Origin of the sequence: Nocardioides sp. (assembly GCF_050699375.1) — a bacterium.
Classification (GTDB): domain Bacteria; phylum Actinomycetota; class Actinomycetes; order Propionibacteriales; family Nocardioidaceae; genus Nocardioides.
The window spans coordinates 1-15,142 of record NZ_JBOHDN010000164.1 but is presented as its reverse complement, the minus strand read 5'-3'; the positions used below and the strand labels follow the sequence as shown (position 1 = coordinate 15,142).

The 15,142-nt window shown below is 69.5% G+C and carries 12 protein-coding genes and 1 tRNA gene; 11 read left to right on the top strand and 2 right to left on the bottom strand.

All coding sequences use genetic code 11. From position 1 onward, the window contains the following. The first annotated feature begins 132 nt into the window (after nt 1-132). From ACRDPS_RS12655 to ACRDPS_RS12630, 6 genes are all read left to right on the top strand, one after another. Nucleotides 133-1,347: a PucR family transcriptional regulator gene (locus ACRDPS_RS12655; RefSeq protein WP_431501994.1), complete on the top strand. Its 1,215-nt coding sequence runs from the start codon at nt 133-135 to the stop codon at nt 1,345-1,347. Nucleotides 1,348-1,470: 123 nt separating this feature from the next. Then, nucleotides 1,471-2,358 (top strand): hypothetical protein, encoded by an 888-nt coding sequence (locus ACRDPS_RS12650; protein WP_431501993.1) that lies wholly within the window; start codon nt 1,471-1,473, stop codon nt 2,356-2,358. Then, nucleotides 2,358-4,133, top strand: a complete 1,776-nt coding sequence (locus ACRDPS_RS12645) for a GMC family oxidoreductase N-terminal domain-containing protein (RefSeq protein WP_431501992.1) — start codon at nt 2,358-2,360, stop codon at nt 4,131-4,133. The genes ACRDPS_RS12650 and ACRDPS_RS12645 overlap by 1 nt, the downstream gene beginning before the upstream one ends. A gap of 49 nt (nt 4,134-4,182) precedes the next feature. Beyond that, nucleotides 4,183-4,770 (top strand): superoxide dismutase family protein, encoded by a 588-nt coding sequence (locus ACRDPS_RS12640; protein ID WP_431501991.1) that lies wholly within the window; start codon nt 4,183-4,185, stop codon nt 4,768-4,770. Between the two features lie 50 nt (nt 4,771-4,820). Further along, nucleotides 4,821-5,324, top strand: coding sequence for a nucleoside deaminase (locus ACRDPS_RS12635; RefSeq protein WP_431501990.1), 504 nt, complete (start codon nt 4,821-4,823; stop codon nt 5,322-5,324). Between the two features lie 54 nt (nt 5,325-5,378). Beyond that, nucleotides 5,379-6,908, top strand: coding sequence for a PucR family transcriptional regulator (locus ACRDPS_RS12630; protein WP_431501989.1), 1,530 nt, complete (start codon nt 5,379-5,381; stop codon nt 6,906-6,908). Nucleotides 6,909-6,915: 7 nt separating this feature from the next. Here the strand turns inward: ACRDPS_RS12630 and ACRDPS_RS12625 are convergent, their stop codons facing one another. Beyond that, complete coding sequence (locus ACRDPS_RS12625; RefSeq protein ID WP_431501988.1) at nt 6,916-8,160, bottom strand: NAD(P)/FAD-dependent oxidoreductase; 1,245 nt, start codon at nt 8,158-8,160, stop codon at nt 6,916-6,918. Between the two features lie 143 nt (nt 8,161-8,303). Between ACRDPS_RS12625 and ACRDPS_RS12620 the strand changes: the two genes are divergently transcribed. From ACRDPS_RS12620 to ACRDPS_RS12600, 5 genes are all read left to right on the top strand, one after another. Next, nucleotides 8,304-8,903: a TetR/AcrR family transcriptional regulator gene (locus tag ACRDPS_RS12620; protein ID WP_431501987.1), complete on the top strand. Its 600-nt coding sequence runs from the start codon at nt 8,304-8,306 to the stop codon at nt 8,901-8,903. A 98-nt stretch (nt 8,904-9,001) separates the two neighbouring features. Continuing rightward, nucleotides 9,002-10,594, top strand: coding sequence for an MDR family MFS transporter (locus tag ACRDPS_RS12615; RefSeq protein ID WP_431501986.1), 1,593 nt, complete (start codon nt 9,002-9,004; stop codon nt 10,592-10,594). A 123-nt stretch (nt 10,595-10,717) separates the two neighbouring features. Continuing rightward, nucleotides 10,718-11,575 (top strand): alpha/beta hydrolase, encoded by an 858-nt coding sequence (locus ACRDPS_RS12610; RefSeq protein WP_431501985.1) that lies wholly within the window; start codon nt 10,718-10,720, stop codon nt 11,573-11,575. A gap of 100 nt (nt 11,576-11,675) precedes the next feature. Then, nucleotides 11,676-14,120 carry a DUF6351 family protein gene (locus ACRDPS_RS12605; RefSeq protein WP_431501984.1) on the top strand — a complete coding sequence of 815 codons (2,445 nt, stop codon included), beginning with the start codon at nt 11,676-11,678 and terminating at the stop codon, nt 14,118-14,120. Between the two features lie 60 nt (nt 14,121-14,180). Then, nucleotides 14,181-14,957, top strand: a complete 777-nt coding sequence (locus ACRDPS_RS12600; RefSeq protein WP_431501983.1) for an alpha/beta fold hydrolase — start codon at nt 14,181-14,183, stop codon at nt 14,955-14,957. A 64-nt stretch (nt 14,958-15,021) separates the two neighbouring features. Here ACRDPS_RS12600 and ACRDPS_RS12595 read toward each other — a convergent pair. Then, nucleotides 15,022-15,094, bottom strand: a tRNA-Thr gene (locus tag ACRDPS_RS12595). Between the last annotated feature and the right edge of the window lie 48 nt (nt 15,095-15,142).

Below are 15,142 nucleotides of genomic sequence, written 5' to 3'. Positions count from 1 at the left end.
GGCACGCACTGGAAGTGGGCCGACCAGGTCGGCGACGGTTGCCGAGGTGCTGTGATCCCGGCCATACGGCCCTGTGCGCATCGCACAAGCGAGCGCGGGTCGTCCGGGTGCCGCGTTGATAGCGTCCAGCACATGCCCCGCCAGCGCTCCGCAGACTCATCATCGTCGCCCGTCCCCCAGCCTTCGGCGATCACCCGCGCGTTGGCGGAGCGCCTGCTGCCGCGGGCCGAGGAGCTGGGCACGGTGCTGCGAGACACGCTGCGCACCAAGGACGAGCGATACGCGACCACGGAGCTGATCGCGGCGGAGGAGCTGCTGAGGTCTTGTCGTGACAACATGCTGCGCTCCCTCCAGTCACTGGCCGACCGGATACCGCCGGGAGTGGACGTCTTCGACGCCGCCCAGACCACCGCGCGACGCCGGGCGGACGCCGGATTCCCGCTCGAGTCGCTGTTGCACGCCTATCGCCTCGGCACCGAGGTGCTCTGGGCCGCGCTTCTCGACGAGGCCCGCTCCCGCGCCCCGGAGCTGCTGGACGAACTCCTGGACAGTGCGGTCCAGGTCATGCAGCTGATCGACCTGATGTCGACGGCTGTCGCCGACGAATACAGGACACGAGAGCTCGAGGCCAAGCGACGTGACATCGAGCGCAGGCAGGCGATCCTCGACGGCCTGCTGGAGGGGCGCGCGGCAGACCCGGGCTTCGCCGCGGAGGCGATGCGAATCCTGGAGCTGACCTCCGACGTACGGATCGCGGTCGTCGTGATCCGGCACCGCGCCTCGGCCGCTGGACCTCCCCCTTCGCCAGGGGCTGCCCTGGCGGCCGCGGGATATCGGTCCGAGTGGCGCCTGCGTGCGGACCGCGAGATCGGACTCGTCGATCTGGGACAGGCGACCATCGCGCAGCTGGTGGCTCGTCTCTCATCGATCGTCGACGGCTGGGCCGGCGTCTCCCAGGAGACGGTGGGTCTTGCGGACGTACTCACCGAGTTCCGGATGGCCGAGCTCGTCCTGGCCAGCCTGCCGGCCGACAAGCCAGGCGTCGCCGCTCTGGCCGAGAGACTTCCCCAGGTGCTGGTCGCCGCGAACCGTCCGATCGCGGACCGGATCCGGTCCCGCGCCCTGGGTGACCTGCTCACGGTCCCGCTCGACAAGCAGGAGTCGCTCCTGGAGACCCTGGAGCGTTGGTTCGCCAACAACCGGTCGACCTCGGAGACCGCGGCCCAGCTGCACTGCCACCGAAACACCGTGGTCTACCGCCTCAAACAGATCGAGGATCTGACCGGCCGTCGCCTCGACGACGGCGACGACCAGATGCTGCTGCGACTGGCTCTGCTCGCGTCCTGAATCAGGCGAGCCTAACTGTGCCCCAGCACAGTTTCGCACCTCCAACTCTGTGCGTGTCACTGATGCCTCTGGCCCGGCTCCGGTGGCAGCGTGAGACGCGTATCGAGCTCGGAGGTATGTGTCATGGAGACACCACACATCGATCGTCGCTTCTTCCTGACCCGTGTCGGGGTGCTGGGGGCCCTGGCCGCGGCCGGCACCGCGGTGCCCGGCGTCGCGAGGGCCGTCACCAGCGGGTCGCCGGCCGATCCACTGGTCGATCAGGTCGCCAAGCTGTTGGCAGCCATCGCCCGGGACACGCTCAACGGCCTCGCGGTCTTCGTGGTGCCCGGTCCCGACGCCTACTCCAGGACCCAGGGAACGCCGCACGAGGAGCCGGGCGCGATGGAGGCGAGGACTCCGGACTTCCTGATCGAGTCTCTCGACAACTACGTACCGATGTCTGACCAGGTCGCCACCGCCGTCGGCCGGGCGCTCGCCAACGGGCTCGCCGACGTACCGATCGTGGTGCCGCCCGAGATCCCGGTGCTGACCAACACGTTGCTCGCCGATCTCGACGACGTGGTCAAGCTGCTGCTCCGCAACGACGCAGCGCTCCCGCTGTCCGCGGTGATCGCTCTCCTGCTCAACGCCCAGGCCGTACGGGTCGATCCCGGGTCGGCGGCCGGGCCACACCTCTCTCCGTTCTCCCGGCTGTCCTTCGCGAAGAAGGCTGAGGTCTTCGAGCTCTTGGAACAGGCCGATCCGCAGCTCGTCGGCTCGATCGACCGCGAGCTGCCCGAGCCGCTGAAGGGCACGGTGTCGGGCATCCTGCAGTTCATCGCCGGTGCCCTGCTGGAGTTCTCGGCGTTCGGCGCCTACTCCGAGTGGTCGACGTTCGACGCCGCCAACCTGACGGTCTCCAAGCCGCCCCTCGGGTGGGACCTGGCGAAGTACGACCCGGGGAGCATGGACGGCTGGAACGAGTTCAAGGGCTACTACCAGGGACGACAGAAAGTGAGCGCCCGCTGATGCGCGACGTGATCATCATCGGTGCCGGCGGCGGAGGCGCGGTCGCCGCCAAGGAGCTCGCCGCCCAGGGGCTCGACGTACTCGTGATCGAGGGCGGGCCACGGCACGCCAAGCCGCGCGAGCAGTGGAGCCGGCTCGAGAACGACGCCAACAACCCGCTGACCGGCTACCTCCGGGTCGGACCCGAGGACCGCGACCGGCCCGCTGCCTACCGCGAGCTGCCGCAGAACTCCTTCCTGTGGCAGGTCTCCGGCGTCGGCGGCACGACGCAGCACTACTTCGGCAACAGCCCTCGGGCCTACCCCGGGGTCTTCGCCGGATATGGCGGCCCCGACGCCGCCCTGTACGACGTCGACCACCGTTTCCCGTTCTCCTACGACGACCTGGTGCCCTACTTCGAGTGGGTGGAGACCACCCTGCCCGTGCAGACGGCGGCCGTCGGCACCAAGGAGTCGGTCTACCTACAGGGCTGCGAGACCCTCGGCCTTCCGGTTCAGAAGACGAAGACGACGCTCGAGGCCTCCTACCGGCCTCAGGAGAACGCGATCCTCCAGCCGGGCGGCACCGCCGGCAGGACGAACGACGCCAACCTGCTGAAGTTTCCGCAGGCGACCGGCTGCACCTTCTGCGGACACTGCTTCCAGGGGTGCGCGTCGCCCGACAAGGCGCCGCGCAACCTGGTCGCGAAGCGCTCGACGGACAACAGCTACATGCCGATGGCGCTCACCGCCGAGTCCTGGGCGTCCGGCGGCAAGGCCGTCGGGCTGGTCACGGACGCGACGGTCACCAAGATCCGTACCGAACAGGTCAAGGGTGAGCTGACCGCGACCGGCGTGACCTGGCTGGACAACCCGACCGGCATGGTGCACACCGAGGACGCGAAGGTCGTCGTGATGTCCGGCGGAGCGGTGGAGAACCCGCGGCTGTGGTTCAACAGCGACCTGCCCAACCCCAACGACTGGGTCGGGCGCGGGTTCACCGACCACTACCTGGACTGGACTTTCGGCCTCTTCGACGAGAACGTCGGCAGCTCGAAGGGTCCGGCGTCCGCGGCGCGTACGGACTATCCGGGCTACGGGATGAACATGAACGTCGGTCTGATGCCGGGCATCGAGGCGTTCACGATGACCTTCTCCGACAGCGGGATCCGGAACCAGTACGCCAACGGACGCGGAATGACGGGTCCCTGGGACGGCACGACCGGCCGGCTGGTCGGGCCGGAGCTGAAGGACGTGCTCTCACACGGCCTCGACAACATCCTCAACGTCGTCAGCATCGTCGACGACGACGTCTCCCCGGTCAACCGGGTCACCCTCTCGGCCCTGCCCGCCGACGAGAACGGCCCGATCCCGAAGGTCCGGTTCGACAACCGGCACCGGACCTCCCGCAGCCGCCGCAACCGTGAGTTCCTCGCCCGCGAGGCCGCTCGCCTGCTGAAGGGCGCCGGCGCGAAGAAGGTCTACCGGATGGACTGGCCGGCGCTGCCGCTGCACGTGCACTCGACGATGCGGATGGGCGAGTCCGAGGACAACTCGGTGGTCGATCACAGTGGTGAGACCCGGGCGGTGAAGCGGCTCTTCGTCGCTGACAACTCCGCGCTGCCCAACTCGGTGGGCGGCCCCAACCCGACGCTGACCATGCAGGCGATGGTCACCCGGATCAGTGAGCACATCGTGACCCGCTATTTCGACGGTGAGGCGTGGGTCGCTGATGGGTCCCCGGTCATCTCCACCGACTCGCGGATCTCCCGAAGGCTCACCGAGCTCGGGCTGTAGCCGGTTGTACGGTGGGAGCGACCGGATCCCGTTCTCGTGGAGGTATCCCATGTCCCGTCTTGCAACGACCGCTGCCCTGGCCGCCTGTGGCGTGCTGGTTCTGACCGCCTGCGGAGCGGAGTCGGACTCCGGCGCCGCTGACCGCGACGAGGTGACCTCGAAGTTCGCCGGTCCGGACGGGAAGCGGGTCGGCACGGTCGAGGTCGACGAGGACGACGGCGCCGTCCAGGTCAGCGTGGAGGTGAGCGGACTGGAGGCCGGCTACCACGGCTTCCACGTGCACACGACCGGCGAGTGCGAGGCAGACAGCGCGGCACCCGACGATCCGTCGAAGACCGGGGACTTCCTCTCCGCGGGCGGCCACCTCAACCCCGACGAGAGCGAGCACGGTGACCACCTCGGTGACCTCCCGGCCCTGCTCGTCAAGGAGGACGGCAGCGCGACCTTGGAGTTCACCGGCCCGTTCACCCTCGAGGAGCTCCAGGACGAGGACGGCAGTGCGTTCATGATCCACGCCGATCGTGACAACTACGCCAACGTCCCGGAGAGGTACGCACCCAAGGGGCCGGACGAGGACACGACCAAGACCGGCGACGCCGGTGACCGGATCGCCTGTGCCTCGATCAAGGCCGGCTGACCGCTGCGAAATAACGCGACGTACGCAACCGCCGGCCCCAGACTGGGACGGTGACCACCGACCAGCCCAGCACCGATCTCACCTCCACCGACATGGCTCACCTGCGCCGCTGCCTGGAGCTCGCTGCCGAGGCGCTCGCCGACGGCGACGGACCGTTCGGGTCAGTCCTGGCCGACAGCGCCGGCAACGCGCTCCAGGAGGACCGCAACCGCGAGCACTCCACCGGTGACCCGACCGCCCACCCGGAGATCGCCCTCGCCCGCTGGGCGGCGCTCAACCTCGAGCCGGAGGCGCGGGCGGGCGCGACGATCTACACCTCCGGCGAGCACTGCCCGATGTGCGCTGCCGGGCAGGGCTGGTCCGGTGTCGGACGGGTGGTCTACATCGCCTCCTCCGCACAGCTGACCCGGTGGCGAGCCGGTTGGGGCGCGGGCGAGTCTCCCGTCCGGCCGCTCTCGATCCAGGAGGTCGCCCCCGCGGTCGAGGTCGTGGGACCCGTTCCCGAGCTCGTCGAGGAGATCCGTACGCTCCACCGGGCCGCCGCGGGGGCGTGAACCCGAGCGGGCCGGCCCGGGCCACCCGCGTCGACCACATGGCACAGTGAGTGAATGATCACCGCATCAGACCTGGCGCAGGCGGTAGCGCCTGCTTTCGCGGAGCTGTCCCAGGCCGGGGAAAGTCGCCCCGTGCTCGGCGTGGAGCTCGTCGAGGCCAGCGGACCGATCCAGGTGGAGCGAGGCGATGTGGTCCTCGCCGTGGGCGTACGTTCCTCGGAAGACGCCGTCGAGGTCATCGACAAGGTCCACGACGCCGCGGCGCTCGTGCTCCGGCGTACGTGGGCCGACCTGGACGAGGTGCGTGAACGCTGCGCGGGCCGGGGGCTGCCTCTGCTGGCGATCCCGGACCAGTCGCCGTGGTCGCCCGTGATGGCGATGCTGAGGAAGGCCCTCGAGGCCGCACACGCCGGTCGGGGCCAGGAACCGGCCGACAGCCTCTACTCCGGCCTGTTCGACATGGCCGACAAGGTCAGCGCACTGGTCGGGGCGCCGGTCACCGTCGAGGACGCCACCTCGCGGGTGCTCGCCTACTCCACCGGCCAGGAGGACGTCGACCAGGCGAGGATGTCGACCATCGTGGCTCGCCGGGTGCCGCGGGAGGTTCGCAACCACTTCCGATCGGTCGGCGTCTTCCGGCACCTGGCCCGCTCCGACGACCCCCTCTTCGTCCCGGCGGCAAACCCCGGCACCCGGCCTCGCTACGTCATCCCGGTGCGCGCCGGCGGTGAATGGCTCGGGTCGATCTGGGCCGTGGTGGACGCTCCGCCCCGACTCGCACGGACGAGTGAGCTGCGGGCGGCCGTCGAGGTGATCGCCCTCTACCTGCTGCGCCTGCGGGCCCAGACCGAGCTGCACCGTCAGATGCAGCTCGATCAGGTCCGGACCGCCCTGCGCGGAGACACCTCTGACCGGCCAAGCTGGCTCGGTCCAGGGCCGTGGCGGGTGGCCGCACTACTGGGTCCGGAGGGACTGGGCATGGAGGCGCGCGCCGAGCTGTGGGTCATCCTGGCGCGGCGCCATGGGTGGCGCCAGCCGGTCGTGGTTGATCTCGACGGGCTCCTCTATGCGGTCCTCTCCGAATCGTCGGGCCCAGGAGGGGAGGGCTGGCTCGCCGACCTGGTTCGTGCGGAGTCCGTACGCAGCCCCTCGGTCGGGCTGCGCCTGGGGTCGTCGGTGGAGACGATCGTCGACCTGACCCGGTCCCGGGCCGAGGCGGCAGAGCTGTCGACGGTCGAGCTCGATGGCCGGCGCAGCGCAGTCGCCTCGGTCGAGGAGTGCTGGCCCGAGCTGGTGCTCGGCCGTGCCCTGGCAGGCATGGCACGGATGCCACTGGTCTCCCCGATCGCCGAGCTCACCGCCCCGGGCGCCGACGCGACGCTGCTGGCGACGATCGAGGCTGTCGTCGACCACTGGGGAGAGGTCGGCCGGGCGGCACGGGCTCTGGGGGTGCACCCGAACACCGTGCGCTACCGGTTGGCTCGACTGGCCGAGACCTGTCCGATCGACCTCGACGACCCTGCCGAACGGCTTGCCGTGCGGCTCGAGCTGGCGCGGGCCCGCGCGGACGCAGCGGGAAGGTGACGGGCGCTCACCGCAGCGGGTCGACCGCGCCCAGCTCGTCGGGACGTACGCCGGTGACGATCTGCTCGGCGAGCAACCTGCCGGTGACGGGACCCAACGTGATCCCCCACATGCCGTGCCCGCCGGAGACGAAGACCCGGGGGTCGCGCGTCGCCCCGACGAGCGGGAGCCCGTCGGACGTACACGGCCTGGCGCCGACCCACTCGTCCTCGCGCTGATCGAGGTGAACACCCTTCAGGAGCGTCCCGGCCTCCGACACCAGCGCCTGGATCCGCCGGTGATCCATCGGCGCGTCGACGTCGCGGAACTCCATCATCCCGGCGATCCGCAGCCTGTCCCCGACCGGCGTGCACGCCACGCGCTGCGTCGGGAAGTAGACCGGGCCCCGCGGCTGGTCGTCGACCTTGACCGTGAACGAGTAGCCCCGTCCGGCCTGCACGATGCGGCGGACCCCGAATCCGCGCGCGAGCCGGTTCAGGCGCGCACCGGTGCTCAGTACGGCTGCGTCGTAGCGCTCACCGGCGACGATGACGCCCGAGCCCGAGGAGACGATGTCCTCCGCGTCCCGGCCGGCGAGGATCCGCCCGCCGCGGGCACGAACAGAGGCGGCGACGGAGTCGACGTACGCAGCGGGGTCGATGAATCGCTGGCCGCGGATCCGGATCGCCGTGGCGATGCCCTCGGCGAGGGCCGGCTCATCGCCGCGAGCGGTCTCGCCGTCGACGACGTCGAACCCGACATCCTGTCCGCAGGCGCGGATGTGCTCGAACTCCTCGAGCAGCGCCTTGCTGTCCTCCACCGTCCGGAAGGCCGCGGTGAACGGCTCGGCCGGCTTGGTCCGCGCCGTCACGCCGCCCCGCTCCAGGTCGTCGAAGGCCGCGAGCGCCCCGTTGTTGAGCGGGATCAGCGCCGCCATCGCGCGCTGCCAGCGGGGGTGGGTGCAGTTGCGCCCGAACTGCGCGAGGAAGCGCAGGAGACGCGGGCTGGCGGTCGGCGGGACGTACACCGGCGAAGAGGGGCTGAGCACGGCCCGGAATCCGTAGGCGAGCACCGACGGCTCCGGGAGCGGGACCGCGATGCTGGGCGTCAGCCATCCGGCATTTCCCCAGCTGGAGCCCGCGGCGACGTCGTCGCGGTCGAGGACCGTGACGTCGACGCCGGCCTCCTGGAGGAACCATGCGGTGGACAGACCGACCATGCCGGCACCGACCACGACGACGCTGTCGGGACGTGAGTAGCTGCTGGAAGACATGGCTCTATGCTCCGGCCCCGCGCGCACCGGCTCGTTGACCAACGGCCACAAGTTCACCGGCTCATTCTGTGCTCCGGGGACAACGGTCACGTGTGACGCAAATTGCATTGCCTGCAACTTGCATGCAGTGCAAGAATAATCCCATGTCCACGCCACCCGTCAACGCCCGAGAGCGTCAGAAGCGGGAGCGTCGGCTGGCCCTTATCGAGGCTGCTCAGCGACTGGTCGGTGAGCGTGGTCTCGACGAGGTCACCGTGGAGGAGATCAGCACAGAGGCCGGGTTGTCGACGCGTACGTTCTTCAACTACTTCGACTCCAAGGACGACGCGGTGCTGGGCATCCAGGAGATCGACCTGGATGTCGAGGTCCGCGAGCGATTCACCGCCGGCGGGCCGTCCGGGAAGCTGATGAGCGACCTGGAGACGCTGGTGGCGGCCTTCCTCAGGGATGCCGCACCCAACATCGAGCAGGGCGAGCGGGCGATGCGGCTGATGACCTCCGAGCCCCGGCTCGTGCAACGGCACATCGCCTGGCACCAACGCGTCGTCGGCGAGCTCGAGGAGCTGCTCGCCGAGCGGCGCAAGGCCCGGCCCTCACCGGTCGACGACGACACGATCGGGATGGTCTTCGGACTGCTCCTGCGGGCGAGCGCGCTGGCGTGGGCCCGGTCCGGTTATGAGGGAGACGCGGCGGCGCATCTGCCCGAGGCAGTCTCCCAGCTCCGGTTGCTGCTCAGCGACTAGCCCCAGCCGCCACCCGGAACTCTCGTGACACCCGGAAACCCGTGTGTCCTCACCACCGCTTCACTCTCGTCACCACTGTCTGGAAGGTCCGAAAACCCATGAGTCACACGGTCGCGCCCGATGCGCCCGAGAAGCCGTTGGTCGTGCTGACGCCGCGCACGGTCTGGTTGATCTTCGGGGCCCTGATGGCCTCGATGTTCCTCTCCTCCCTCGACCAGACGATCGTGTCCACGGCGATGCCGACGATCGTCGGGGAGCTCGACGGGGTCGAGCAGCAGGGGTGGGTGATCACGTCCTACATCATGGCGATCGCGATCGTGATGCCCCTGTATGGAAAGTTCGGTGACCTGTGGGGCCGGCGCTGGCCGTTCCTGGTCGCGGTCACCCTGTTCACTCTCGGCTCGCTCTTCGGCGGGATGGCGCAGACGTTCCCAGAGCTGGTCGCCGCTCGCGGCCTCCAGGGGCTCGGCGGTGGCGGTCTGATGATCCTGTCCCAGGCGATCATCGCCGACATCGTGCCTGCCTCCGAGCGCGGCAAGTACATGGGCCCGATGGGCGCCCTCTTCGGCATCTCCGCGGTCATCGGACCGCTCCTCGGCGGCTGGCTCACCGACGGTCCCGGCTGGCGCTGGACCTTCTGGATCAACGTGCCGGTCGGCATCATCGCGTTCGTCGTGGCCTGGTACGCCCTGAAGCTGCCCTCGCACCGCTCCGGGCGTCCGGTCGACTGGCTGGGGATCATGTTCATGGTGCTCTCCACCTGCGGCATCGTGCTGCTGACCTCGTGGGAGTCGCTCGGTGACAACGGCTACGACTGGTCCTCGCCGCAGCTGCTCGCGCTGCTCGTCGCCACGCTGGCCTCGGTGGCAGCCTTCATCGTCACCGAGAGCGTCGCGCCCGAGCCGCTGATCCCGCTGCGCCTCTTCAAGAACCCCACGTTCACCGTGACCACGCTGATCGGCCTGGTGCTCGGCATGGGCATGTTCTCGGCGATGGCGATGCTGCCGACCTTCCTGCAGATGTCCACCGGTGCCTCGATCACCGGCTCGGGGCTGATGATGCTGCCGATGATGGCCGGGATGATGCTGACCGCGATCGGCTCGGGAATCATGATCTCGAAGACGGGCCGCTACAAGATCTTCCCGATCGTCGGCCTGCTCGTCACCGCGGCCGGGATCGCCTGGATGACCACGATCACCGGCGACATGTCGATGGTGGTCTTCGGCCTGATGATCTTCGTGCTCGGCGCCGGCATGGGCCTGGTCATGCAGACCATCGTCCTGGCGGTCCAGAACGCCGTCGACCCGCACGAGCTCGGCACCGCGACCTCGGCGAACAACTTCTTCCGGGAGATCGGTGCGACCGTCGGCACCGCGCTGTTCACGACCGTGTTCACCACGCGGCTGACCGACAACTTCGAGGGCCTGTCCGCGAAGATGGCCGCCTCGGGGATGTCGCCCGACGACGGTGCCGGGTTCTCTGGCGGGAGCCTCACCCCGGCCGCTGTCGACAAGCTTCCCGAGCCGATCCACAGCTGGGTCGTCGACGCCTTCACCCAGGCACTCGCCCCCGCGTTCTGGTATCTCGTGCCGCTGGTCCTGCTCGGCCTCGCGCTCGCGCTGTTCCTCAAGGAGGTCAAGCTCTCCGACGAGGCCGGCATGGTCGCCCGCGGCGAGGCGGTCGCCGGCTGACGCTGGCGCCCCGAAGGGCCCTGACCGGCAGGTTTCTGCTGGTCAGGGCCCTCTTCCAGTACGCCTGACGTGGCCGTCGAAATTCTGGTGCCGCGTCCGTCGGGCCGGCGATAGGGTCTCGACATGCCTTCCCCGGAACCGACGTACGTCCTCGTCCACGGCGCCTTCGCCAACTCGTTCTCGTTCGCGCCGCTGCAGGCCGAGCTCGCGCTGCGGGGGTTCCGATCGCTGGCGGTCGACCTCCCGGGTCATGGCTTCGAGGCGACGTTCCCGGCGGCCTACCAGGCACCGCAGGACCTGGGTGCGCTCGCTTCGGCTCCGGGCGGGATCAAGGGCGTCACCCTCGCCGACAACGTGGCTCACCTGGTCTCGGTGCTGACGCGGGCCAAGGAGCACGGTCCGGTGATCGTCGTCGCGCACAGCCGCGGCGGGATCACCCTGACCGCGACGGCCAACGCCCGCCCGGACCTGATCGACAAGATGGTCTATGTCTCGGCCTGGGCTCCGGTGTCCCTTGACGCCGTTGCCTACAACTCCGAGCCGGAGATGGCCTCCTTCGACGCCTCCGCGCTGATCGGCGCGGCCGCCGCGAACCCCGCCGACGTCGGCCTGCTGCGCTGCAACTTCCGCACCGCCTCGCCCGAGGTCCTCGCCGGCCTCAAGCATGCCTTCATGGCCGACGGCACCGAGGACGAGTTCCGTACGTTCCTCAACACCTTCCAGCCCGACGAGAACCTCGACGCCGGCGGCCCCGACGACCGCGCCCAGGCCGCGACCTGGGGCACTGTGCCCCGCGCGTTCATCCGTCTCAGCGAGGACGTCAGCCTGCCGCCCGCCATGCAGGACCGGCTCATCCGCGAGGGCGACGCCCTCACCCCCGAGAACCCGTACGCCGTCCACACCCTCACCTCCAGCCACCTCGGCTGGCTCGTCCACCCGGCTCCCGCGGCGGACCTCCTGGCGGAGACGGCCACGCGTTAGACGCCCGGCCGAGGTCCTTGACCGGCCCGGAGCGAGCATGCATTCTCCTGTATGGCGAGCGTCACACGGGGACGTCCGCAGCCCTCGCGAAAGGCACGTCATGACGATCCGCGCCCTAGCTCGCCTCCGCCGGCCCAGAGCCGCGGCTCTCGGGATCGCGGCAGTCTGCGCCGTCGCCGCGACGTTGCTGCCCGGCGCGGCACCGGCGCCGGCGGCCACCGCCGACAGCGAGAGCATCGTGCTGGAGACGCTCTCCAACCGAGCCGACCTGGTCTTCGACGGCAACGCCCTGGTGCGCGTCACCCTGCCGAAGGGCGCCGACGTCGACGACCTCCGGATCTGGCTCGACGACACCCGCCATACGTCAAGCAGCACAGGTGATCGCGACGTCACCTCAGCGTTCGCGAAACGGCCCAACGGAGAGATCGAGGGCGTCGTACGCGACCTGCGGGTCGGGACCAACGAGCTGACCGCACGCCTGCCCGACGGCCGCGGCGCCTGGCTGACGATCACCAACCACCCGCGCGGCGGGCCGGTCTTCTCCGGACCACAGCTGCAGCCGTGGCGCTGCCAGCCGGGCGCCGAGGACGAGCAGTGCAACCAGGAGCCGGAGATCAGCTGGCTCTACAAGTCCACGAACGCGCTGCTCGACGGACTGCAGCCCTACGACCCCGCCAACCCGCCGCGCGACGTCGCCTCGACGACCACCGACGAAGGCGTGACCGTCCCGTTCGTCGTACGTGTCGAGACCGGCTATCAGAACCGCGACCAGTATCGGATCGCCGTGCTCTGGCAACCCGGCGAGACGTGGCAGCGCTGGCGTCCGCAGGAGCAGTGGAACAGCAAGCTGTTCATCCCGCACGGCGGCAGCTGCGGGGTCGACCACGAGGTGGGCACGGCGCCGACCAAGGACTATGCCGGCACCTTCGACCTCGGCATCCCGGTCGTCGCGGACGCGCTCGGCGACAGCCCGACGGTCGCGCTCGGGCGCGGCTTCGCGATGCTCTCGACCGCGCTCGCCAACACCGGCCACAACTGCAACGTGACGAGCGCGGCCGAGTCGGTGATGATGGCCAAGGAGCACCTCGTCGAGACGTACGGGGACCTGCGCTACACGATCGGCAGCGGCTGCTCGGGCGGCTCGATCGCGCAGCAGACGATCGCGAACGCCTACCCGGGGATCTACCAGGGCCTGGTCGTGACCTGCTCCTACCCCGACTCGCTCTCGCCGGGTCTGCAGTTCTCCGACTACCACCTGCTCCGCAAGTACTTCGAGAGCTCGGAGCGCCTCACCGACGGCAAGTTCTGGAACCCGCTGCAGTGGGCGGCGGTCGAAGGCCACCTGCTGCCGCTCAACGCGGTCACCGCCGACGAGGGTCTCTTCAAGCAGGCGGTCATGCCGACGCACCCGTGCGCGGGGGTCAGCGACCAGGAGCGGTACGACCCGCGGACCAACCCCGGCGGCGTACGCTGCTCGATCATCGACGGCGCGATCAACGTCTTCGGCCCGCGCCCGGAGAGCGTGTGGACGCCCCAGGAGAAGCAGATCGGGCGCGGCTTCGCGGGCTCACCGCTGGACAACACCGGCGTGCAGTACGGCCTCGAGGCGCTCCGGTCCGGCGCGATCACGCCGGAGCAGTTCGTCGACGTCAACGAGAAGATCGGTGGCCTCGACATCGACGTGCAGCCGCGGCCGGAGCGCTCGACCGCCGACCCGACCGCGCTCGCGAACACCTATCGCAGCGGCATGGTCAACACCGCCAGCAACCTGTCCGAGGTGGCGATCATCGACCACCGCGGGCCTGACCCGGGCATCGCACACGACGCGCGATGGTCGTGGGCGATGCGCGACCGGCTGACCCGGGAGCAGGGGCACGCGGACAACCAGGTGATCTGGTACGGCGTGACACCGCTGATCGGCGACCCGAGCTACTCCAAGGAGGCGCTGCTCGCGATGGACCGGTGGCTGGCCTCGGTCGAGGCCGACAAGCGCTCCGTGGCGTTGGCGGACAAGATCGTCCAGGACCGCCCCGGCGACCTGCACGACCGGTGCACCCAGACCCAGGGCGTCTCCAGCGAGGACGGCCTGTTCCTGCCGGTCGCCGACCCGCTCGTGGACGATCTGACCGGTGGCGCGCTCGACGGCCTGAACCCTGCCCTCAACCCGGTCCTGGACCCCGCGCTCAACCTCGTCGTCGACCCGGTCTCGGACCTGGTCTGCGGGCTCGGCCCGGTCAGCGACCTGGTCAAGACCGATTTCGCGACACCTCGGATCGTGGCCGGCGACAACAACTACTCCGACAACGCCAAGTGCCACCTCAAGCCGCTGCGTCGCACCGACGACTACGGCGCCTTCGGACTCAGCGAAGCCCAGTGGACGCGGCTCCAGGCAACCTTCCCGGACGGCGTGTGCGACTACAGCAAGCCGGGCGTGGGCTTCTCGGAGACGGTGCCGTGGCTGACCTACCAGCGAGCCGACGGCTCCGTGATCTACGGCGGTACGCCGATGGGCGAGCCGCCGCTCTCAGAGCCGTTCCGTGACTGACCGGCCGCGGGGCCGGCCATCGCGACCATGTCCCTCACCCTGACTCGAATCGAGAACTCGATGAGCACCCTCACCACAGACAGCGGACAGACCGTCTCCTTCGACGACCACGGCGGCGACGGCCCGGCCCTGGTTCTGCTCCACAGCTTCCTGATGGACCGCTCGATGTTCGCGCCCCAGCTGCAGGCTTTCGGCGCCTCCCACCGCTGCATCACGATCGACGAACGCGGGCACGGCGAGACTCCGGCCGAATCGGACTTCACCTACTGGGACGTTGCCGACGACGTCATCGCAGTGCTCGACCACCTCGCCATCGACCAGGCGATCGTCGCCGGCACCAGCCAAGGCGGTTTCGTCGCCCTTCGCATCGCCCTCACCGCACCGGAGCGCGTCAAAGCACTCGTCGTGATGGGCTCCTCCGGCCAGGCAGAAGATCCGCAGGTCGCCGACTCCTACCGGGAGCTCGCCGCAGCGTGGCGAGAGCTCGGCCCCATCGAAGCGCTCCTCGACACCACCGCCGCGATCTGTCTTGGCGAGTTCGAGTCGGAGGAATGGACGACGAGGTGGCGCAGCATCGACGGCGATCACCTCACCCGCATCCTCAACACCCTGGTCGACCGAGACGGCATCAGCGACCGGCTCAACGAGATCCAGGCCCCCACCTTGGTCCTCCACGGGGACGCCGACGCCGCCTATCCGCTCGAGAAGGCATCCGATCTCGCCGACCGTCTGCCGCACGCGGAGCTCGTCGTCGTCCCCGGCGGCGCCCACTTCCTCAGTCTGACCCACGCCGAGGCTGTCGACGAGGCTCTCGCCGGGTTCCTGGCACAGGGCTGACGACGAAACGAGAAACCCTCGCCGTTCCTGCCATGTTCTGGCTGGTCAAACGAGGGTTTGTCGGAGCCGCCTGTCGGAATCGAACCGACGACCTTCTCATTACGAGTGAGACGCTCTGCCGACTGAGCTAAGGCGGCGTACCGTCACCGTTACCGCATGAAGCGGCTCTGGTTGAGCGGACCGGA